Source organism: Mesorhizobium sp. B2-3-5 (assembly GCF_006442395.1).
In the GTDB taxonomy this organism is placed as follows: Bacteria; Pseudomonadota; Alphaproteobacteria; order Rhizobiales; family Rhizobiaceae; genus Mesorhizobium.
On the sequence record NZ_VFVX01000005.1, the window covers coordinates 148426 to 170006 of the forward strand.

Genomic DNA, 21581 nt, shown 5'->3' on the forward strand with positions numbered 1-21581 from the left:
CCCTGGCCGTGGCTTCACGACCGATGCCTATAATGCCGATTGTTTGGATCGCTTCAACCTCGCGACCTCATCTTGTTCAAGACTGTGCCGGACAGCCGCCATCGGATTGTCCGAAAGCAGCTCGCCAAGCGCCACGGTGACGGCCTCGCGGAATGTCTGGTTCGCGGCAAGGCCGGGGTCGAAAATCGTGTCGATGGCCAGGATGGCGGCAGCCAGCGCCGGCGTATCGCGGCCGGTGGCGTCGGCAATCGCGGCGACCTTGCCCGCATAGGGATCCGATACCGGCCAGCTTTTTCCGAAGCGTTCCGAGGCCTGGATCAGATAGGCCATCCAGCCGGCGACCGGCACCGATAGCAGGCCAATGCTGGCGCCTTGGTCCAGCCGGTCGCGGATCGGGTTGAGCAGGCGCTGGACGATCTTTTGCGAACCATCGGTGGCGATCTGGTGGTTGCGGTGCCGGATCGCGGTGTTCTTCAACCGGCCGAGGCTCTGCTCGACATAGGCCAACGGCTCCATGCCGGGGACCGGCATCAGCGTCGGCACTGTCTCCTCGACCAGCATGCGGCGCACGAAGACCGACAGCAGCGGGTCGGCGATGGCGTCTGACGTGTGTTCGAGCCCGGCCAGCACGCCGAGCGTGGCGAGCGTCGTCTGCGCACCGTTCAGCACCCGCATCTTGAGATGCTCGAACGGCGTGACATCGTCGACGAAGGTCGCGCCGACCAGATCCCAGCGCGGCATGCGACCAGCGAACTTTTTCTCGATCACCCACTGCCGGAACGGCTCGCCGACGGCGACGGCGCCGTCGTGATAGCCGAACCATTGCTCGACGCTGTCGAGATCGTCCTGCGTCACCGCCGGCGCGATGCGGTCGACCATGGCGGAGGGGAAGGCGGCGTTGGCTGCGTTCCAGTCGGCCAGGCCGTTGCCGCGCCGTTCGGCAAAGGTCCGCACCACGGTCTCCAGGATAAGGCCGTTGGTCGGGATGTTGTCGCAGGAGAGCAGCGTCAGCGGCTGGCCATGCGTGGCTTGGCGCAACTCCAGCGCCCGCGTGAGGATGCCGGGCACGCTGCGCGGTGTCTCCGGGTTGGCAAGGTCATGGACGATGTCGGGGTGACCGAGATCAAGCTCGCCGCTCGACGGGATATGGCAATAGCCTTTCTCGGTCACCGTCATCGTCACCAGTTCGATGTCGGGTGAGGCGAGCACGTCTAGCGCTGGTCCGGCGCTGTCCTGGCTGTCCACCACCTTCACGATGCTGCCGATGACGCGCGCCTCGACGTGATCGTTCTCGCGGATCAGCCTGGTGTAGAGCCCGCTCTGGCGGCCCAGCGTCTCGGCGAGATGAGGCGGGCGGATGTTGATGCCGACAATCCCCCAGCGGTCGAACTGGCGCGACAAAAGATCATCGGTGTATTCGGCCTGGTGGCAGCGGTGGAATGCACCGACGCCCAGATGCGCCATACCGGGTTGAAGCGCGGCCCGGTCGTAGGCCGGCTTTTGCACGGTGGCGGGAAGCCTCTCCAGCATCTCGGGCCGGAGCGTTTCCGGCGAAGTGTTCACCGGTTCGCCCCGATCACCGACTGCTCCTGATCGATCACGGCGCCGGTCATCGGGCCGGCGGCGTCGGAGAGCAGGAACACGGCAAGATTCGCGATATCGTGTGGCGCCAGCAGCCGGCCGAAAGGTTGCGCGGCGTTGGCGGCGTCGAGCCAGCCCGGACCGTGGCCGAGCGTTTCAGATTGCATGACGCGCTCGGCCGGCGTGTCGGTCCAGCCGACATTGATGCCGTTGACGCGGATGCGGTCGAAGCGGTGGGCGTTGGCGGCGTTCTTGGTCAGCGTGGAGAGCGCGCCCTTGGTGGCGGAATAGACGGCGAGCTCCGGCGCGCCGCAATGCGCGTTGATCGACAGGATGTTGAGAATAGCGCCGCCCTGGCCGCGCTTCTTCATGTCGGCGATGACAGCCTGCATCAGGAAGAAGGGCGCGCGGGCGTTGACGGCGAACAGCGAGGCCCAGTCGTCGAGGCTGGCATCGAGGAAGGAGGCTCGGTCGGTGAGGCCGGCGGCGTTGACGAGACCGTCGATGCGGCCGAAGCGCTCGACGCAGGATTGAGCCAGGAGTGCAGGGGCTTGCGGATCCGCGAGGTCGGCGGCGACGAAGATCGCCGGCGTGCCCAATTGCGACAGCTCCGCCGCCACGGCTTCGCCGCGCGTCTTCGCGCGGCCGGTGACCAGAAGGCCCGCCGCGCCGGAACGCGCCAGCGTTTCGGCGATGGCACGGCCGATACCTTGCGTCGACCCGGTGACCAAAATCACCTTGCCGTCGAGCCGGATCTCCATTCCTCCTCCCGGAACAAAGTTTCTATTTTTTGAAATATGGAACGATGGTTCCCGATAGTCAATCGGGCCAGCGTGGGTTCATAGGACAATCGCTGTTGGCTGGCGCTGCCCCTCACCTGCCTGCCGGCATCCTCTCCCCGCAGAGCGGGGAGAGGGGCGCTCTCACCGCCGGTTCGCCAATCCCCAGCGTCGCAAGAAGGCGCCGGCGCTGCGTCCAGCCCCTTCTCCCCGTCACTATACGGGGAGAAGTGCCCGGCAGGGCGATGAGGGGCGGCGCCGACTTCGGCAATTGGCGACCTCCGCCACAAGGGCTACAATCCAGAACCAGCTTACTTGCCGCGCCGCGCCACCACGCCATGGACCAGCGCCATGCCGACCGCCAGCGAGGCGGCCAGCGAGCGGAAGCCGGCGAAGTCGGATTCCACCACCTCCAGCCAGCTGTCCGACAGCCGGGTGAGCGGGCTGAAGGTGCTGTCGGTGATGGTGACGATGCGGGCCTTGCGCTCATGCGCCACGGCGACGAGGTCGGGCGTGATCGAATTGTAGGGACTGAAGGAAACCGCCAGCACGGCGTCGCGGCCGCCGATGCAGCCGACCTGGTCGAGCGCGGTCGAGCCGACATTGTCGACCAGCACGTTGCGCACGCCTTGCTGCGAGAGCGTCAGCGACAGATAAGCGGTGACCGGGAAGGCGCGCTTGGAACCGATGACATAGATCAGGTCGGCGGCGGCCAGAAGCGCCACCATCTTCTCGAAATTCTCGACGTCGAAGCCGCTTTCGATGCGGCCAAGCGAAGCCTGCGAGGCGCCGACCATGCCGTGCAGGAAATGCAGCTGCGCAATGGGCTCGGCCTCGCTGCGCTGTTCGCCTCGCCCTTCCGGCCACGAGCCCTTGACGTGCTCCTTGAACAGGCCCTGGAAATCGGAAAATCCGGCATAGCCGAAGATCTGCGCGAAGCGCACCAGTGTGGAGGGCTGCACGCCGGCCTGCGCCGCCACCTGCGCGATGGTGCCGAGCGCGACGTCGCTCGGATGCTGCCACAGGAAGATCGCCACCTGGCGCAGCCGCTTTGGGAAATGCACGGTGCCCGATGACAGCACCGCGCGCAGTTCCTCATAGGTTTGCGGCTGGATATAGCCCAATGCCGCCAGCGAGCGCCCGCGCTTGCGCGTCGCGGCCTCGTCGGCACTGGATCGACCGGATGATTTGCGCGCCCCGCTCATGATTTTAGGCTAGCGCGATACGATCGTTTTACAATATGGAAATTGGAAATCCTGTTCGAAAGTGGTAGCCGCGTTTTAGGGTCTCCCGCGTCGGCGGGATGGTCGGCCGGGAGGAGTTTTCAAAGATGGTCTACGCAACATCGGACGGATCAACGCGCAAGCGCCTGAGGGTGGGCATGGTCGGCGGCGGCCGCAATGCTTTCATCGGCGCCGTGCATCGCCTCGCCATGCGGCTCGACGACCAGATCACACTGGTCGCCGGCGCGCTGTCGTCCGATCCGGAGAATGCCGCCGCCTCGGCCGCCGAGATCGGCATCGCGCCGGAGCGCAGCTATGCCGATTACCACGCCATGGCGAAGGCCGAGGCCGTGCGGCCGGACGGCATCGAGGCGGTCGTCATCGTCACGCCCAATCATCTGCACGCGCCGATCGCGACAGCCTTCCTCGAGGCCGGCATAGACATCATCTGCGACAAGCCGCTGTCGACCACGCTTGGCGACGCCGAGGCGCTGGTGGCGCTGACGCGGGCGCGAAAGCGCCGCTTCGTCGTCACCCTCAACAACACCGGCTACGCCATGGTGCGCCAGGCGCGCGAAATGGTGATGGCGGGCGAGCTCGGCCGCATCGTGTCCGTGCAGGGCGCCTATATCCAGGACTGGCTGACCAGGCCGATCGACGCCGAGGGCCAGAAGCAGGCGGAATGGCGCACCGATCCGGCAAGGGCAGGGCAGTCGGCGGTGCTGGCCGATATCGGCGTTCATGCCTTCAACCTGGCGAGCTACATTTCGGGCCGCGAGGCCGAGACTGTGTCGGCTGACCTGTTCACCGCCGTGCCTGGACGGCGACTCGACGACAACGCGCATGTGCTGGTGCGCTGGACGGACGGGGCGCGCGGCACGATCCTGGCCAGCCAGACCTCGCCCGGCCACTACAACGACCTCTCCGTACGCATCTATGGCGACAAGGCCGGCCTCGAATGGTCGGGTGGCCGGCCGGAGGAATTGCGCTTCTCCCGATATGGCGAGGAAACCCGCACACTGGTGCGCGGCGGCCATGGCTCGACCGAGGAAAGCCGGCGCGTCTCGCGCATGCCGGCGGCGCACCCCGAGGGCTATATCGAGGCCTTCGCCAATTTCTACCGCGACGCCGCCGACATCATCCGCGCGCATCGGTCGGGCGGCGTGGTCGATCCGGCGCGCGCGGCGCAGGTTCCCGATGTCGTCGATGGCGCGCGCGGCGTGAAGTTCGTCGCCGCGGCGGTGGAGTCGAACGCGGCGGGCGGGGCGTGGACGGCTGCGCGGTTTGGCTGAGGCGCACGAAGCTTTCCGCGATAGAACGCATGCGGGATTTCGAATAAGGTTAGAGCGGTTCAGCGTTTGGCGGGATCGTTGCCCCGCTCTAAGTCTTTGTTATTACGCAATTCAGGACGGAAAACCGCCACGCACTTTTCCTGGAATTGCTCTAGCTTGCCACGGGCAACCGTCGAGATCGAGCGAAGCTTCTCAGCCGGTCGGAATCCATTGCGTGCCCGAATGCGTAGCCTTGCAATATGTCGCAGCCAAGCCCTTTGAGCACACGTGCGTGCTTCATCGTCTCGACGCCTTCGGCTATGATCTCGATACCCAGGGATTTGCCGATTTCGATGATCGACGAGACGACCTGCCGTTGCTGGGGTGAGTTCACGATAGGATCCACCAACTGACGATCTATCTTGAGGCGGCGAGGCTGCAATTTGAGCAGGCTGACAATAGAGGCATAACCGGTGCCGAAATCGTCGATTTCGATGTCGATGCCGAGTTGCTTGATCTGCTCGACGTTCCATGTGACCAGATCGTCGTTGTTGTCGAGGAAGATCGACTCGACGAGTTCAAAGGAAAAAGTTCCCTTTCTGATGTTGAGGTCACGCAAGCTCTTCAGGAGTTCCTCGTCTTGAAGGCGCCGTGCCGAAACGTTGACCGACACGCGCGGAATACCGATCTTGTCGGCGGACCACGCTTCGAAATCCAAAAGCGATTGCTGGAGGACTTTCCGGTCTATCACCGACACGACGTTCAGTTCTTCGGCGGTCTTCAGGAAAGCGTCAGGCGTCAGAATCCCCTTCTCTGGATGCCTCCACCGCGCCAGCGCTTCAACGCCGACGATTTCCAGCGTCTTTGCATCAAATTGAGGCTGGTAGAATACGATGAATTCGTCTCGCTCGAGACCGGCTAGAATCTCGTCGGCAACTCTTTTCGTGTTGACGATCTCGCTTTGCAGTTCTCCACTGAAGAATTCATAGCGGTTGCGGCCCCGCCTCTTTGCCCGGTAGAGGGCAATATCGGCATTCACCAGCGACTGCCTGGCATCGGTGTCTCTATCATTGTCGATCGCAATTCCGACGCTGACGCCAAACCGACATTGATGGCCATGGTAATAAACAGGTCTGCGCATCTGCTCAATGATGTTGTCAGCGAGCGCCGCGGCCTGGCTGACATTGCCGTACACCGTACAGAGCACGATGAATTCGTCTCCTCCAATCCGAGCGACAAAACCGCGGTCGCCGACATTGGACTTGAGGATGGATGACGCGTGCACCAGCATTGCGTCGCCGGCCGCATGACCAAGCGTATCATTGATGTGCTTGAAGCGATCCAGATCGATGTGAAGCAGCGCCGCGCAGCCGCCGTTGAGTCTGGCCTTTGCCGCATAATCTTCCAGCACCTGGTCCAGATAACGCCGATTGGGCAAATCCGTCAGCGAATCGTGCAGGGCGATGTGTTCTATGCGCGCCTTGGCAGATTCGAGTTCCGTATTTTTCGACTCGGTCAGCTGTTTTGCGCGAACCAGATCGGTGTTCAGCAGGACGTCTGCAGTCACGTCCCACTCCGCGCCGACCATTCGAGGCGAATTGTTTGCGATCTGGTAGAAGATAGCCGTGGACCGGACGTGACGAATTTCACCGTTCGGCCGAACAATCCGGTATTCCGACGAATATGTGTTTCGCCCGGCCACTGCCTTGTCGAAATCCGCAAGCGCGCCAGGCAGATCGGCAGGATGAATGGCCCCGGCCCAGTCCGGATATCCGCGCGGCTCGCCATCGGACTCTCTGCCGTAGATCTCGTTGACGCGATCGTCCCACGTCAGATGGTTGGTTTCGAGGTCGTGCTCCCACACTCCGATGGCCGACGCCTCCAGAGCAAGCTCCAGCCGTCGCGACAGCCGATGCAACTCCCAGTAGTTTTGCTGCCTCTCGTCGATCAGGCGGCCTGCCGCCAGGAAGGGGATCAAGATCAGTGCGGCCGCTGCCGCCATGATCGCCCTCAGCAGCCATGCGTTGGCGGGAGTGGCGGGCCAACCGTTCTTGGGAATGGCGGCGATCTGCCAGGAGCCCGACGGGAGCAGAACGTCGGCCGTCACCGGATTGTTCTTGACGACTCGCTGGTCACCGAAGAACTGGACTCCCTTCGCGCCAAGGGCATCACTGCCGATGAGCGCCACGTCAATCCCGAGATTCTTGTCGAGGAGACCCGTCGCCTGGTAAAGGCGCTGCATGTCGACGACCGCGGAAACAATGCCCCAGAACCGGTCGGTGTTGCCCGCGCTTTTTACGAATACCGGGAATCGACCGATGAAGGCCTGTCCTCCCTGCGCCAGATCGACCGGGCCAGCGAGAACGAGCTTGCGCTCGTCGCGCGCTCGCAGGGCAGCCGCGCGCTGCTGGTCGTTCTTGCGGTAATCGAGACCGATGGCCTTCTCGTTGCCGGCCATCGGGTACATCAAGGAAATGACCAGGTCGGGCGCGCCGGCAATATTGCGAAGTTGGGACTCTTCGCTGAACAGGCGGCTGGCAAGTTCCGTGAAGCGTTGCTCTCCCATGTATGGTTCGGTCGTGACCGCGGCGACCAGACCTCGAACCAGCTGAAGATTGCCGTTGATGTTTCCTTCGAGCTTGGCGCGAATGACGTTGACCTTGGCCAGCACATCCGCGCGGGCGGCCTGGTCCGAAACGATCTTGTTCTGATGGTCCGCGAACGCCGCGCAAACGGCAATAACCACAATCGCGATCCCCACCGGGATCCTTGCCGGTGAGAAGACGGCCACCCTTGCGCGGCCGAGGATTTTGGCGAAACGAGCCAATAGGGCGAGGTTCCCTTGTGCTTGTCAGGCTCTCTGGGTGAGCCTTATCAAGGGAATATTAGTTCGCAATAACTTAATTTTGGCCTTCACAGTCTTTAAAATTTTTTTTGCGCCTTCGGGTGCTGGCGCGGGCAATCGCACCAGCACTCGCCACATAACGTTAGTGGCTATCGACTTTTTTCTGGACGATCCGATACGTCCCGACGCCGCGCTTGGTTGCTCCAATTGAATAAGCCATTGGAATCTTTGGAGCTTTTTCGGGCAGGCGGTACATATCCCTGCCGGCCCTCACCGCGAATGAAAAATGCTTCCAGGAAACCGTGTCATGCTCGTTGAGAAAATCGAGCGTCAGCCCCGCTGCGATCAGCGCGTTCACCACGTCGCTGATCGGATGGATCCACTCATAGTATCGAGGGTGCTTCAATGTTCGTTCGTCGCCGGTATAGGTCTGATTCTCGTTCCAGGCGAGCGGTCGCGCCACCGGCGTTCGCCAGTCGTCCTTCAATTCGAGGGCGGCAGCCTTGCGGTTGCACTGGAACATCAAGGGATGGCCCTCGGCCATGTACAGCCGGCCGCCAGGCCGCATAAGATCGGCGACCACCCGCGCCCAACGAAAGACATCGTCAAGCCAGTTCACCGACCCCCAGGTGACGTAGACTACGTCATAGGTCTGGTCGAGCGCTTCGACCGCCTCGTATAGCGGCGCCTCCACGAAGCGAACGTCACTGCCTGCCTTGGAGGCGAAATCCCTCGCCGCGGCGATCGCCCTCGGTGAAAAGTCCAGGCCGGTCACGCTGCCCGCGCCGAGATTCCTCAGGCTGATCGTGTCGAGCCCGATGTGACATTGCAGATGGACGATGTCCTTGCCGAAAATGTCTCCGACCTCGCGCGTTTCCAGCTCATAGAGATTGGATCCACCAGCCAGCACATTCTCAATGCGGTAGCTGCCCGTTCTGTCGGTCGCGTGCAGTTCGGCCCGATCGTCCCAATTCAGGAGGTTCGCGTCCAAAAACGGTTCCAAAGTGCCCCCGATCTCAGCCGTCGCAAGGTTAACAGCTGGTTAATAGACATTGCAGTGAGCAGACACGCGCGTCAATCCCGGAAGTCGCCGTGGCGGCGCCCATTCCCCGAAATCGAGACGATCACGCTGCTCGACCGCACCAGCTTCTCCGCCATGCGCTGCATGAGCGACATGCTGGCGATGGGGGCCACCGTCGCGCTACGGGAGCGGGGCTTGAGCGTTCCCGACGACTGCGCGGTGATGGGCTTCGACAACATCTACATCGCGCCGCTGCTGGTGCGGCCGCTGTCGACCATCGAACGGCGCATTTCCGAGGCCGGCTTCCTGGCAATCGGCGCGCTGATCGATTTTCTGAATGATCCCAAGCAGCCGCGCCGGATGGTGCTGATGGAACCGACGGTGATCCTGCGCGAAACGATGTGACGAGCCAGGGACCTGGCCGGCGATCACGCGGCATCCAGCTGCGCTAACAAATCCGTCAGCATCGGCCGCTGCCCGGCAAGGATCTTGACCTCGGCCTCGGGCAGGCTGAACCAGCCTGCTCTGTCGACCTCAGGAAATTCTTTCATCGACCCGGACCGCGGCGGCCATTCCATCGTGAAGATGTTGCTCTTGATCGTGGCAACGTCGATCCCGGTTCTGGTCTCGGCGGACCAGGCCACAACGATCTTGCCACCTGGCTGCCTGTAGTCGCCGAGACGCTCGAATGGACCTTCCACTCTCAGGCCGAGCTCTTCCTCAGTTTCGCGTTGCGCTGCCGCGAGCTCATCCTCGTCTTCGCCGATGAGGCCCTTCGGGATCGACCAGGCGCCATCGTCCTTCTTCGCCCAGAACGGTCCGCCGGGATGAACCAGAAGCACCCTGATATCGCCATGGCTTCGATGATAGATCAGCAATCCCGCACTGCGTTTTGCCATTTTTGCATGTCCGTTTGTGGCGCCGGTGCGACTTCGGCCGCCATCTGATTCGTCCGGGATGATGGGTGCCGATCCTTGCACCAGGGAATTGCGACGCTATTTCAGATGCATGCATTGCACCTCATAGGCGAGTTCGGCAATCTGATGGCATCGTTTTCTGGGGCGGCGTCGAAAGTCAGCGGGGCGTCCAAATGCAACTGAGTCTGATCGGCTATTACAGCGACTTCGTGGTCTATCCCCTGGTGATCGCGATATTGGGGGTGGCAGGGCTGATCGAGGCCGGAGAAGAGAGCGCGCCGGACTGGATCGGCACGGTGCTGGTCTGCCTCGGCCTGTGGACGCTGATCGAATACGTCCTGCACCGCTTCGTCCTTCACCACATTCCCTGGATCAGGGATCTGCACGACCGCCATCATGTCGAGGAGCGCAGCTCGGTGGGTACGCCGACCTGGCTCAGCCTCGGCGTCCATGCGCTGGTCGCGTTCCTGCCTGTCTGGTTGGTTTCCGGCTTCGTGGCCGCGAGCGCGGTGAGCTGCGGCCTGATGCTGGGCTATCTCTGGTACATCAGCGTCCACCACATGATCCATCACTGGCACCCCAGCCATCCGAGCTACCTTTACACGCTCAAGCGCCGCCACGCGGTGCACCACCATGTCGACGATACCGCCAATTTCGGCGTGACGTCGATATTCTGGGACCGGATTTTCGGCACGGCGCGGCTCTGAACACTGTTTGGAATTCGGCTCTGGCCAGCCATGGCGGCGCGAACTTCGAACAGCTGCTGAAGCAGGGCCTCGGGTGATGGCGCACATGCCTACGATCGCGGAACTTGCATGGCGGCTTGGTGATCTGGGCCTATAGATCGACCGCGGCAACGCGCGCCAGGACGAGGGTGGGCGGTGGTCGCCCTCGGTGCCGGCGCGAACCATTGCGCGGCAATCAGCAAGGCTGTCCGAATATCGCTTCCCCACATCTCCTCCCGGTCAAAAAAGTATCATCCGCTGCCCTGAATCGTGGTGGCGCCTGCTCAAACGAGCCGGTACCGTGGTTTCGAAATGCAGAGCCGAAACCAATTCGGCCGGTTTAGGGAATTGGGGCCGAATGCGGCAATGATCCGTGCCGGCCCGGGAGGAAACGGACATGGAACCGGACCTGGAAGTTGTCCAGATCAGACGCGGTGAGTCTTTCAAAGCGTGGTCGCACGGCTATCCCTTCCACACGGTGCGCTGGCATTTCCATCCCGAATACGAGCTTCATCAGGTGATCTTCACCAGCGGCCGGTATTTCGTGGGAGACTTCATCGGCGAGTTCGAGCCGGGCAATCTGGTGCTGACCGGACCCAACCTGCCGCACAATTGGGTCAGCGACATTCCGCGCGACAGTTCCATTCCACTGCGCGGTCGCATCATCCAGTTCTCGGAGAGTTTTATCGGCGACGCCATGCATGTTCTGCCGGAGCTCGCGGGGCTGGGCCCGCTGCTCGAGGCATCGCGGCGCGGCGTGCTGTTTTCCGCCCGCACCAACAAGGAGCTGGCGCCGCTGATGGAAGAGATGATGCAGGCGCAGGGCGTGCGCCGCATCGAGCTGTTCATGATGATCGCGGGCCTGCTCAGCCGCGCCCAGGAGATCCGGCTGCTGGCCAGCGCCAGCTACCGGCCCGACCCCTCCGGCTACATGACAGCCGGCATGAACAAAGCACTCGCCTATATCAGGGAAAATCTGACGCAACTGTTCGATGAGGCCGACCTTGCGGCCATCGCCGGGCAATCGACCGGCGCGTTTTCGCGTTCGTTTCGCCGCCACACCGGCATGTCGCTGGTGCAGTATGTCAAGCGGCTGCGCATCAATCTTGCCTGCCAGATACTCATGAGCGACGAGCAGGCTTCGATCACCGACATCTGCTACGAGGTGGGCTTCAACAACCTGTCCAATTTCAACCGGCAATTCCTGGCGGAGAAGGGCATGCCGCCCTCGCGTTTCAGACGCCTGCTGGCCGACAATATCAACGCGGGAAAAGCCGCTTAACGGGAGGAGCCAAGGGAGGAGATAGAAGTTTTCGACATGAGGACGTGGACCGCAAGGAAGCGGTCCGCGATGGAGAACGCTTGTCCGGGAAATCCTCCGCGCCAGGAGGATGTCGGCGCAGCCTGGAATGGCCGCCTCCCGGCCCTGGTCCCAATAGCAGTTGGGGCCAGGAGAGGTCGTGTCTCCACACAAAAGCAGTCAACGACCTTCTTACAACCATATCCAGAAACGGAGAAGACCGAATGACCAGAATTTCATTAAAGTCGACCGGCATGGCGGCGCTCGCGCTGTCGCTGCTGGCCGGCACCGCTGCCAGCGTCCGTGCCGCCGAGGTCACCGATGCCACGGTTGCCTTCCTGATGCCCGACCAGGCCTCGACCCGCTACGAGCAGCACGATTATCCCGGCTTCGCCGCCGAGATGAAGAAGCTGTGCCCGGGTTGCAAGGTGATCTACCAGAACGCCGATGCCGACGCCTCGCGCCAGCAGCAGCAGTTCAACTCGGTGATCTCGCAGGGCGCCAAGGCGATCGTGCTCGACCCCGTCGACTCGACCGCCGCTGCCTCGCTGGTCAAGCTGGCGCAAAGCCAGGGCATCAAGGTCATCGCCTATGACCGGCCGATCCCGACCGCTCCGGCCGACTTCTATGTCTCGTTCAACAATGAAGGCATCGGCAAGGCCATCGCGGATTCGCTGGTCGCCCATCTGAAGGCGCTCAAGGTCGATCCGGCCACCGGCGGTGTGCTGCAGATCAACGGTTCGCCCACCGACGCGGCTGCAGGCCTGATCAAGAAGGGTATCCATGAGGGCCTGGACAACAGCGGCTACCAGATCCTGGCCGAATTCGACACGCCGGAATGGGCGCCGCCGAAGGCGCAGCAATGGGCAGGCGGCCAGATCACCCGCTTCGGTCCGAAGATCCTCGGCGTGGTTGCCGCCAACGACGGCACCGGCGGCGGCGCCATCGCTGCCTTCAAGGCCGCCGGTGTCGACCCAGTTCCGCCGGTGACCGGCAATGACGCCACGATCGCGGCGCTGCAGCTGATCATTGCCGGCGATCAGTACAACACCATCTCCAAGCCGAGCGAGATCGTGGCGGCGGCGGCGGCGAACGTCGCTGTAAAGCTGCTCTCGGGCGAGACGCCGAAAGCCGAGATGACGCTGTATGATACGCCCTCGCAGCTGTTCACCCCTGCTGTCGTGACGCAGGAAAACCTGAAGGCCGAGATCATCGACAAGAAGATCAACACCGCGGCTGAACTGTGCGTCGACCGTTACGCGGAAGGCTGCAAGAAGCTGGGCATCAACTGACCGCGACCTTTGCCCGTTGCGCTGTCCGGTCGTGGCCGGACAGCGCATATTCCGAACTGGTTTGAAGAGGTGTTCCAGGCATGATCGATACCCCGGCGGTTCCGACAGGCGAGCTGGTGCTCAGCCTGCGTGGCGTCTCGAAGAATTTCGGCGCCGTCTCGGCGCTCACCGACATTGACCTCGACGTGCATGCCGGCGAAGTGGTGGCGCTGGTCGGCGACAATGGCGCCGGCAAGTCGACGCTGGTCAAAATCCTTGCCGGTGTGCATCAGCCAAGTTCGGGCGCGATCTTTTTTCAAGGCAAGCAGGTGGTGCTTGCCGACCCGAGTGCAGCACTCACGCTCGGCATCGCCACCGTGTTCCAGGACTTGGCGTTGTGCGAGAACCTCGACATCGTCGCCAACATCTTTCTTGGCCGCGAGCTCAACCCGCTGCGGCTCGACGAAGTGGCAATGGAAGTACGCGCCTGGACGCTGCTCAACGAACTGTCGGCGCGCATCCCAAGCGTGCGCGAGGTGGTGGCGTCGCTGTCGGGCGGCCAGCGCCAGACAGTGGCGATCGCACGCTCGCTGCTGCTTGAGCCGAAACTCATCCTGCTCGACGAGCCGACGGCCGCACTCGGTGTGGCGCAGACGGCCGAGGTGCTCAACCTGATCGAGCGCGTGCGCGATCGCGGCCTCGGCGTCGTCATCATCAGCCATAACATGGAAGACGTGCGCGCGGTGGCCGACCGTATCGTCGTGCTCCGGCTTGGCCGCAATAACGGCATCTTCACGCCCGACGCCTCGAACCAGGAACTGGTCAGCGCCATCACCGGCGCGTCGAACAATTCGGTTTCGCGGCGTGCGGAGCGCCGGCAGGCGAGGCCAGATCACACGCAGGAGCCACACTCATGAGCCTTGAAGCCCAGAAGCCTGCTCCAGCGCCGCTCGACCGTGCCGATGTGCGTGTCAGACACGAGGCCGGGATCGGTGGCACTATCCGCGCCTTTTCCGATCGCGTGCGCTCCGGCGATCTTGGTTCGCTGCCGGTTGTCGTCGGGCTGGTTATCATCTGGACTGTGTTCGCCAGCATCAACCCGATCTTCCTGTCGAGCAGCAACCTGGTCAACCTACTGTTTGACTGCTCCACCGTCGGCGTCATCGCGCTCGGCATCGTCTGTGTGCTCATGGTCGGCGAGATCGACCTGTCGGTCGGCTCGATCAGCGGCTTTGCCTCAGCACTGGTCGGCTCGCTCTGGGTCAACCAGGGCTGGCCGGTGGCGCTCGCCATTCTTGCCGCCGTCGCCGTCGGCGGCTCCATCGGCGCGCTCTATGCGCTTTTGTTCAACCGGCTGGGCATGCCGAGCTTCGTCTCGACGCTGGCCGGCCTGCTCGCGGTACTCGGCCTGCAGCTTTACATCCTGGGATCGACCGGCTCGATAAACTTGCCTTACGGCTCGAACCTGGTGAATTTCGGCCAGCTGCTGGTGATGCCGAAATGGGTTTCCTTCGGGCTGGCGGCCGTGCCAGGCATCGTCATGCTGGTTACCGGCCTGCGCACCGTGGCGCGCCGCCGTGCCGCCAATTTGTCGGCGCCCTCGAGCGGTGGCCTGATCACGCGCGCCGTGGCGATAACGCTCGTGCTGGAAGTCATCGTCTTCTATCTCAACCGGGCACGCGGCATTCCCTGGATGTTCGGCCTTTTCGTCGGCCTGGCCATCGCCATGCACTACGCGCTGACGCGGACCAAATGGGGCCGCTCGATGTCGGCGGTCGGCGGCAACCGCGAGGCGGCGCGGCGTGCCGGCATCAACGTGGGGCTGATCTATTCCAGCGCCTTCGTGCTGTGCTCGATGCTGGCCGCATTCGGCGGCGTGCTGTCGGCGGCCCGCCTTGCGTCGGCCAGCCAGCAGGCCGGCACCGGCGACGTCAACCTCAACGCCATCGCGGCCGCCGTCATCGGCGGCACCAGCCTCTTCGGCGGTCGCGGCAGTGCCTATTCGGCGCTGCTCGGCATCATCGTCATCCAGTCGATCGCCAGCGGGCTGACGCTGCTCGATCTGTCCTCGTCGCTTAGGTACATGATCACCGGCGCCGTGCTTGCCATCGCAGTCATCGTCGACTCGCTGGCACGCCGCTCGCGTGTCTCTCATGGCCGAGCCTGAACCCATCAACAGGAAGTGAAGACATGAGTGAAGAACTGTCCGGAAAAGTTGCCGCCGTCACCGGTGCGGCTTCAGGCATCGGTCTGGAATGCGCCAGGCATATGCTGGCGGCAGGCGCCACCGTGGTGCTGGTCGACCGCGCCGAGGCGACGCTGAACACACTCTGTGCCGAACTCGGTCCGAAGGCGATCCCGCTGTTGATCGAGCTGATGCAGCCGGCAAGCGTTGCAACGATGATGCCGCTGATCCTGGAAAAGGCCGGCCAGCTCGACATCTTCCACGCCAATGCCGGCGCCTATGTCGGCGGCGAGGTGGCGAACGGCGATCCCGACCTCTGGGACCGCGTGCTGAACCTCAATATCAACGCCTGCTTCCGCTCGATCCAGGCCGTCCTGCCGTACATGGTCGAGCGCAAGACCGGCGACATCATCGTCACCAGTTCGATCGCCGGACTGGTTCCGGTGGTCTGGGAGCCGATCTACACCGCGTCCAAGCATGCCGTGCAGGCCTTTGTCCACACGGTGCGCCGGCAAGTCGCCAGGCACGGCTTGCGCGTTGGTGCGGTGGCGCCCGGCCCGGTGGTGACGGCGTTGGTCGACGATTGGCCGAAGGCAAAGCTCGAGGAAGAGCTTGCCGCCGGTGGCCTGATGCAGCCGCGCGAAGTGGCCGAAGCAGTGATGTTCATGCTGACCCGGCCAAGGAACGTCACCATCAGGGATCTCGTGATCCTGCCGCAAAGCAATGATCTCTGAGGAGTAGTCAATAGCCACGCACCACGTCACCACCGTCCACTCACTGCTTACGACCTGCTGCTCCCTGAAATCAGAGGTTTTCCTTGCCCCATTACATAGGCATCGACGTCGGCACCGGTAGCGCACGCGCCGGGGTGTTCGATCTGTCCGGCACCCTGCTGGCCTCGGCCAAGCGGGACATCGAGGTGTGGCGCGAGCCCGGTGACATCGTCGAGCAGTCGAGCCGCGACATCTGGCGTGCGGTGTGTGCCGCGGTGCGCGAGGCCGTCGCCCAATCCGGCGCCGCGCCGGAGACGATCGCCGGGATCGGCTTCGACGCCACCTGTTCGCTCGTGGTGCTGGGCGAAGGCGGTGCGCCGCTGCCGGTTGGCCCATCTGGCGATCCGGAGCGCAACATCATCGTGTGGATGGATCACCGTGCGGCGGAACAGGCGCGCCGCATCAACCGCAGTGGCAAGGCGGTGCTGAACTATGTCGGCGGCGTCATCTCGCCGGAGATGGAGACGCCGAAACTTCTGTGGCTGACCGAAAACATGCCTGCTACCTTCGACGCGGCCTGGCAGTTTCTGGATCTCGCCGACTTCCTGACTTGGCGTGCCAGCGGCAGCCTTGCCCGCTCGGTCTGCACGGTGACCTGCAAATGGACCTACCTCGCGCATGAAAACCGGTGGGACGAGGGATATTTCCGCGAGATAGGCCTTGGGGCACTCGCCGACGAGGCCTTCACGCGCATCGGCACCGAGATCGTGCCAGCCGGTGCGGCACTCGGCAGCGGGCTGACGGCGCAAGCGGCCGCAGAGCTGGGCCTGGCCGAGGGAACAGCGGTAGCGGCGGGCCTGATCGACGCGCATGCCGGTGGTATCGGCACGGTCGGCGCGCGCGGCGCGGCCGGCAGTGTTCTGTCGCGCATGGCCTATGTCTTCGGCACCTCGGCCTGCACCATGTCGACGACGGCCGAGCCAGCTTTTGTCGACGGCGTCTGGGGTCCGTATTTCTCGGCCATGGTGCCGGGCCTGTGGCTGAACGAGGGCGGGCAATCGGCGGCAGGCGCGGCCATCGACCACCTGGTGCGTTTGCATCCGGCAGCCGGCGAAGCGACGGAGAAAGCACGAGCCGCAGGGCTCACTCTCAGCGTCTGGCTGTCGCTGCAGGCCGAAAGCCGGGGCGGGGCGGCGGCTGTGCCGGCGCTGGCCGGCGGCATCCATGTCGTGCCGGAATTTCTTGGCAATCGCGCGCCTTTCGCCGATCCGGACGCACATGCGCTGATCGCCGGGCTCGATCTCGACACCAGCCTCGACAGCCTGGTCGCGCTCTATGTCGCCGGGATCTGCGGTCTTGGCTATGGCGCGCGCCAGATCGTGTGCGCCGAGCGCGAAAAGGGCATTGCCGTCGATACGATCGTCGTCAGCGGCGGCGCGGGCCAAAGCCCATTGGTCCGCCAACTGCTGGCCGACACAACCGGCCTGGTCGTGGTGGCTCCGACCTCGCCGGAGCCGGTGCTGCTGGGCTCGGCGATGCTCGGAGCCGTCGCTGCCGGAGCCTATGAGGATCTGGTGACGGCCATGGCCGTCATGTCGGAACTCGGCGAAGTCTATCATCCCAACGCGCCGCTGGCCGGCTGGCACGCCAAGCGGTTCGCGGCGTTTGAGCTGCTGCAGCAGACGGGCAGGGCGATCAGAGGCTGAGACGGGTGCGCAATCCGTTCACAGTTCCTTTTCCGCCAGTTCCCTGAATTCGTCGGGCACCGAGCGCGCCGCTTCCAACGCCACCGTGCCGTAGCCGACCGCCTGTTTGCCGAAGCGCTCGCGGATCTTGTCGATGGCGCGGTCGGCGCCGAAGCGCGCCAGGCCTTTTTCGGTGCCGGGCCGGCGCTTTTCGTCGGCAAGCCCGAGCGGCAGGTCGAGCTGCAGCTCGGCACTTTCCTCCAGATGCGAGACCGAGATTGCCAGCAGCGAGATCGTCTTCTCGCGGGGGTGATCGGCCAGCACGCCGCGCACCAGATCGCCGGCGATTTCGGCCAGCATGGTGGTCGCCGAGATCGGCTGGTCGAGGGTGATCGAGCGCGTCACGGCGCGGAGGTCGGCAAAGCGCACGCGCACCGTCACCGTGCGGCCGGGCCGCGCCTTGGCGCGCAACCGGCTGGCGACGCGGTCGGCCAGATGCAGCAGCGTGGGCACGATCACCCGCGCCACGGCCGGCTTCTGGCCAAGCGCCGATTGCGCGCCGGCCGAATGCGCGCGGCGCTTCGTCTCCAGCTTCCTCGGGTCGCGGTTCCAAGACAGGGCGGCGAGCTTTTCGCCGGCGGCGGGGCCGAGCAGCCGCATCAGCGCGCCGCTATGCGTCCTGGCCAGCTGGCCGATGGTCTCGACGCCGATTTCGGCCAGCCGCGCCCTGGTCGCCGGGCCGACGCCCCACATCAGCGAGACCGGCAAATCGTGCAGGAAGGCAAGCTCGGTGCCGGGATCGACCACCACCAGCCCGTCGGGCTTGGCGACCTGCGAGGCGATCTTGGCCAGATGCTTGGTGCGGGCCACGCCGATCGAGATCGGCAGGCCGAGTTCGGCCCGCACGCGGCGGCGGATGGTTTCGGCGATCTCTCGCGGCTGCCCGAACAGATGCGTGCAACCGGCGACATCGGCGAAGGCTTCGTCGATGGAGACGCGTTCCACCACTGGCGTGAAATCGTCGAGCACCTTGATCGCCGCGTCGCCCAGCCGCTGATAGTGGCTGAAATTGCCGCCGACGAAGATCAGCTGCGGGCAAAGCTCGCGCGCCTTGCGCCCCGGCATGCCGCCACGCACGCCGAAGGCGCGCGCCTCATAGGAGGCGGCCAGCACCACGCCGCCGCCGACCGCGATCGGCTTGCCGCGCAGCGACGGGTCTAGCAGCTGCTCGACCGAGGCATAGAAGGCATCGAGATCGGCATGCAGGATGGTGGCTGTCGTTTCCATCCCGACCGCTCATCCGCAGTTGCTGATAGATGCGAACGAATGAAGAACAAAAAGGGATCATTGTCAAGCAAGGAACGGGTTTGTTGAAAGCATCCCGCGGATTGGCGACATCGGCGATGAGCGTGGCCCTCTCCCCGTCACTCTACCGGAGAGGATGCCGGCAGGCAGGCGAGGGGCGGCTCTGACTTCGAAAGGAAAGCTGCTTAGCCTGAACCTGGAAGAGAGCCGCCGCCTAACCAATATGCCCAGCCCGCAACGCCGTCTTGATCGTTTCCAGAGACGGCTTGCCGCCGGCGGCAAGCTCTCTCGGCTCACTTGACGAGCGTGATTAGGCGGCCCGCATACATTTCGCGATTTCCGAGCGCCGCCGCGCAATCCGACTGCACGGCCGAATTTCCTGTCATCTGCACGGTATCGCCGACGAGCCGGATGCAATCGCCCTGGGAATTCATATCCGAGTTGCCCGCGTAGAATATCGGCGCGTCCGGCGCGTAGATGAAGCCGCTGATCACCGAGCCGGCCCCGCCGTTCAGTGTCAGCGGCGATGTATTGCCGCGATCCTGGAATATGGTGATGCCGGCATAGGTGCCGCTGGTGGGAGGCGAGAGGGTCACCTGTTCGTTTGCGTTGATGTAGATCTGCGCGCCTTCCATCAGGAATATCGTCACGCCCTGGCCGGCGAGGCTGCCATTTCCGCCGGGCTTTATGGTGACCCCACGCAGTATGTAGACGCCGGGGTTGAGCGTGATGTTTCCCGACCATGTCTTGTCGCAATAGGTGCCGGGCGAAAGGGTGATGGATTTGCCGTTGGGTGCCGTCTGGCAAAGCGTGTAGGGGGGAGGGGTGACGTTAGCCAGCGGGTCAAACGACGCATACTGACGTTCGAGCGGATTGCCGCAACTCAAGCTGGCGTTGGGCGGCAAGAGGCCGGAAGTGCCGCCAACGGTCGAAACGCAGCTGGCGCTCACCAGCGCAGATCCGCCTCTGTTGACGGAATCGGCCGCGTCCGAGTTGGCGGCGATCACGCAGTGGTTCATCGCGACGTCGGTCGAGCCTTGCAGGTTGACCGCGGCGGATGCGTGAGGATCGAGCGCAAGTACGCAGGCCTGCGCACCGGGCACGATCTTGACCAGGGTGGAGCGCGAGGCTTGCCAGTTAGGCAGGGCGCTGATGAAGCTCGGGCGGCTGATGCTGGATGAAAGCGAAATGTAGTAGGCGCTGGGGTTACCGCTGGCTGCTGCCGTGAGGGCAGCGACGCTTCCCGAATATTCCTGCTGGTCGGCGGCGCGCATATTGGCCGTGAAGAAGTTCTGGCCGAGTTGCTGTATGTCGCCAGCCGCCATGCCGGCATAATACTTTGTCCCGATGGCGAGCCCCGCCGCGTCCAGCGAGTTCTGCAAGTGGTCGGCGTCGTCGCTCGTGCCCACCAGATCGATCGCGCCGGCCACGCCAAGCATCAGCGGCAGCATCGCGATCACCGTGGTCAGCGCGAAATTGCCGCGCTCCGAAGCCCAGAAGTCTTTCAACACGACAGCGCCCCTCGTCAGATTAGTACCAGGTACTACAGCAGGGGTTTCTACGTATTGTTTTACGAAATGTTAAAATTAAACCGATCACCTGGACGGAAGGCCCGCCACGCGCCCCTATCCAGCATGCTCCGCCCGCAGCGCTGCCTTGATCCGTTCCAGCGCCGCATCGCCGCCGGCGGCCAGTTCGTCGGCGATGCGGGCGAGATGATCGTCGGCCTTGCGGTGCTTGCTGCCCCAGGCGCCGAGCGTGGCCAGCACCGGCAACAGGTCGATACCGGCCTCGGTCAGCCGGTAGATCGCCTTCAGCCCGTGGGTCGGGTCGTCGCTGCGGGTGAGGATGCCTTCGTCCTGCAGCGTCTGCAGCCGCTCTGCCAGCGTACGCGAGGAAATCCCTTCATCGGATTGCAGGAACTCGCGAAAATGCTTTTTCCCGGCGAAGACCAGGTCGCGGATGATGAGCAGCGTCCAGCGGTCGCCGAGCAGTTCGAGCGACAGGTTGATCGGGCAGCCGGATCTTTGGCGCGTCGACATGTCTATGGTTCCATTTTTAAATCACTTTACTATTGACATCATTTTGACTTCATGTCAATGGTTCCATAAGTAAACCATTTGACGATTGAGACGAGGAGGACCCTCCAGACATGAAAAAGCTGATCCTTCAGATGCAGATATCGGTCGACGGTTTCGTCGGCGCCAATGAGGACCATGCCTGGCAGCTCTGGGAATGGGGCGACGACAATGGCTGGGACGCCGAGCTGAAGCGGGACTTCAACGCCGTGTTCGCCGGCATCGACACCATCCTGCTCAGCCGAAAGATGGCCGAGGAGGGCTATCTCACCCATTGGGGCCATGCGGCGCGGAAATATCCGGCCGATCCGTTCTACGCCTTCGCCCGACGCATCGTCGAGGCGCACAAGGTGGTGCCGAGCGACAGGCTCAAGTCGTCGCGATGGGAACGCACGACGGTGGTGAGTGGCGACCTGCCGCGTGAAGTCGAGGCGCTGAAGGCCGGCGAGGGCGGCGACATCGCCGTCTTCGGCGGCGCCGGCTTTGCTTCCTCGCTGATCGCGGCCGGGCTGGTCGACGAGTTCCAGCTGTTCGTCAACCCGGCCGTGCTGGGCGCGGGCCGCCGCATCTTCGACCAGGGCGGCTTCGGGAAGCTGCGGCTGCTCGCCTCGAAGGCCTATGCCTGCGGCATGGTGGTCAGCCGCTACGCGCCGGCGGGGTGACCGGGGGCAGCGGCCGGTCA

The 21581-nt window shown here is 63.7% G+C and carries 19 protein-coding genes; 10 read left to right on the plus strand and 9 right to left on the minus strand.

Going from position 1 to position 21581, the window contains the following annotated elements:
- Window positions 1-27: 27 nt before the first annotated feature.
- From FJ958_RS08535 to FJ958_RS08550, 3 genes are all read right to left on the minus strand, one after another.
- Window positions 28-1530, minus strand: coding sequence for a mannitol dehydrogenase family protein (locus FJ958_RS08535; RefSeq protein WP_140741787.1), 1503 nt, complete (start codon window positions 1528-1530; stop codon window positions 28-30).
- A 29-nt stretch (window positions 1531-1559) separates the two neighbouring features.
- Window positions 1560-2342, minus strand: coding sequence for an SDR family oxidoreductase (locus tag FJ958_RS08540; protein ID WP_140741510.1), 783 nt, complete (start codon window positions 2340-2342; stop codon window positions 1560-1562).
- Between the two features lie 329 nt (window positions 2343-2671).
- On the minus strand, window positions 2672-3565 hold the full coding sequence (locus FJ958_RS08550; protein ID WP_140741512.1) for a MurR/RpiR family transcriptional regulator: 894 nt from the start codon (window positions 3563-3565) through the stop codon (window positions 2672-2674).
- A 125-nt stretch (window positions 3566-3690) separates the two neighbouring features.
- Here FJ958_RS08550 and FJ958_RS08555 point away from each other — a divergent pair, with 125 nt between their 5' ends.
- On the plus strand, window positions 3691-4875 hold the full coding sequence (locus tag FJ958_RS08555; RefSeq protein ID WP_140741514.1) for a Gfo/Idh/MocA family oxidoreductase: 1185 nt from the start codon (window positions 3691-3693) through the stop codon (window positions 4873-4875).
- Between the two features lie 151 nt (window positions 4876-5026).
- Here FJ958_RS08555 and FJ958_RS08560 read toward each other — a convergent pair whose 3' ends face one another.
- Together FJ958_RS08560 and FJ958_RS08565 are read right to left on the minus strand one after the other, a co-directional pair.
- Window positions 5027-7609, minus strand: coding sequence for an EAL domain-containing protein (locus FJ958_RS08560; protein WP_140741789.1), 2583 nt, complete (start codon window positions 7607-7609; stop codon window positions 5027-5029).
- 232 nt (window positions 7610-7841) lie between these two features.
- Window positions 7842-8690: a class I SAM-dependent methyltransferase gene (locus tag FJ958_RS08565; RefSeq protein WP_246676937.1), complete on the minus strand. Its 849-nt coding sequence runs from the start codon at window positions 8688-8690 to the stop codon at window positions 7842-7844.
- A 66-nt stretch (window positions 8691-8756) separates the two neighbouring features.
- Between FJ958_RS08565 and FJ958_RS08570 the strand changes: the two genes are divergently transcribed.
- The gene (locus FJ958_RS08570) at window positions 8757-9125 is read left to right on the plus strand and encodes a substrate-binding domain-containing protein (protein ID WP_140741518.1); all 369 of its coding nucleotides are present in this window, start codon (window positions 8757-8759) and stop codon (window positions 9123-9125) included.
- 23 nt (window positions 9126-9148) lie between these two features.
- Here the strand turns inward: FJ958_RS08570 and FJ958_RS08575 are convergent, their stop codons facing one another.
- Window positions 9149-9619 (minus strand): NUDIX domain-containing protein, encoded by a 471-nt coding sequence (locus FJ958_RS08575; protein WP_140741520.1) that lies wholly within the window; start codon window positions 9617-9619, stop codon window positions 9149-9151.
- A gap of 191 nt (window positions 9620-9810) precedes the next feature.
- On the opposite strand from FJ958_RS08575, the gene FJ958_RS08580 reads away from it, so the two are divergent.
- The 7 genes from FJ958_RS08580 to FJ958_RS08610 all read left to right on the plus strand — a co-directional run bounded on the left by FJ958_RS08580 (window position 9811) and on the right by FJ958_RS08610 (window position 17537).
- Entirely contained in the window at window positions 9811-10344 is a 534-nt protein-coding gene (locus FJ958_RS08580) for a sterol desaturase family protein (protein WP_140741522.1), read from the plus strand.
- 415 nt (window positions 10345-10759) lie between these two features.
- Window positions 10760-11644: an AraC family transcriptional regulator gene (locus FJ958_RS08585; protein WP_140741523.1), complete on the plus strand. Its 885-nt coding sequence runs from the start codon at window positions 10760-10762 to the stop codon at window positions 11642-11644.
- A 242-nt stretch (window positions 11645-11886) separates the two neighbouring features.
- Complete coding sequence (locus tag FJ958_RS08590) at window positions 11887-12954, plus strand: sugar ABC transporter substrate-binding protein (RefSeq protein ID WP_140741525.1); 1068 nt, start codon at window positions 11887-11889, stop codon at window positions 12952-12954.
- An 80-nt stretch (window positions 12955-13034) separates the two neighbouring features.
- The gene (locus tag FJ958_RS08595) at window positions 13035-13850 is read left to right on the plus strand and encodes an ATP-binding cassette domain-containing protein (RefSeq protein WP_140741527.1); all 816 of its coding nucleotides are present in this window, start codon (window positions 13035-13037) and stop codon (window positions 13848-13850) included.
- The gene (locus FJ958_RS08600) at window positions 13847-15100 is read left to right on the plus strand and encodes a sugar ABC transporter permease (RefSeq protein WP_140741529.1); all 1254 of its coding nucleotides are present in this window, start codon (window positions 13847-13849) and stop codon (window positions 15098-15100) included. Before FJ958_RS08595 ends, FJ958_RS08600 begins: the two co-directional genes overlap by 4 nt.
- 23 nt (window positions 15101-15123) lie before the next feature.
- Window positions 15124-15852, plus strand: a complete 729-nt coding sequence (locus tag FJ958_RS08605; protein WP_140741531.1) for an SDR family oxidoreductase — start codon at window positions 15124-15126, stop codon at window positions 15850-15852.
- Between the two features lie 83 nt (window positions 15853-15935).
- Window positions 15936-17537, plus strand: coding sequence for an FGGY-family carbohydrate kinase (locus tag FJ958_RS08610; RefSeq protein WP_140741533.1), 1602 nt, complete (start codon window positions 15936-15938; stop codon window positions 17535-17537).
- Window positions 17538-17555: 18 nt separating this feature from the next.
- Here FJ958_RS08610 and dinB read toward each other — a convergent pair whose 3' ends face one another.
- The 3 genes from dinB to FJ958_RS08625 all read right to left on the minus strand — a co-directional run bounded on the left by dinB (window position 17556) and on the right by FJ958_RS08625 (window position 20863).
- Window positions 17556-18803: a DNA polymerase IV gene (gene dinB, locus FJ958_RS08615; protein ID WP_140741535.1), complete on the minus strand. Its 1248-nt coding sequence runs from the start codon at window positions 18801-18803 to the stop codon at window positions 17556-17558.
- Window positions 18804-19114: 311 nt separating this feature from the next.
- On the minus strand, window positions 19115-20332 hold the full coding sequence (locus FJ958_RS08620; RefSeq protein WP_348642198.1) for a pilus assembly protein TadG-related protein: 1218 nt from the start codon (window positions 20330-20332) through the stop codon (window positions 19115-19117).
- A 114-nt stretch (window positions 20333-20446) separates the two neighbouring features.
- Window positions 20447-20863 (minus strand): helix-turn-helix domain-containing protein, encoded by a 417-nt coding sequence (locus FJ958_RS08625; protein ID WP_140741539.1) that lies wholly within the window; start codon window positions 20861-20863, stop codon window positions 20447-20449.
- Between the two features lie 110 nt (window positions 20864-20973).
- Between FJ958_RS08625 and FJ958_RS08630 the strand changes: the two genes are divergently transcribed.
- Window positions 20974-21561, plus strand: coding sequence for a dihydrofolate reductase family protein (locus FJ958_RS08630; RefSeq protein WP_140741541.1), 588 nt, complete (start codon window positions 20974-20976; stop codon window positions 21559-21561).
- The last annotated feature ends 20 nt before the right edge of the window (window positions 21562-21581 follow it).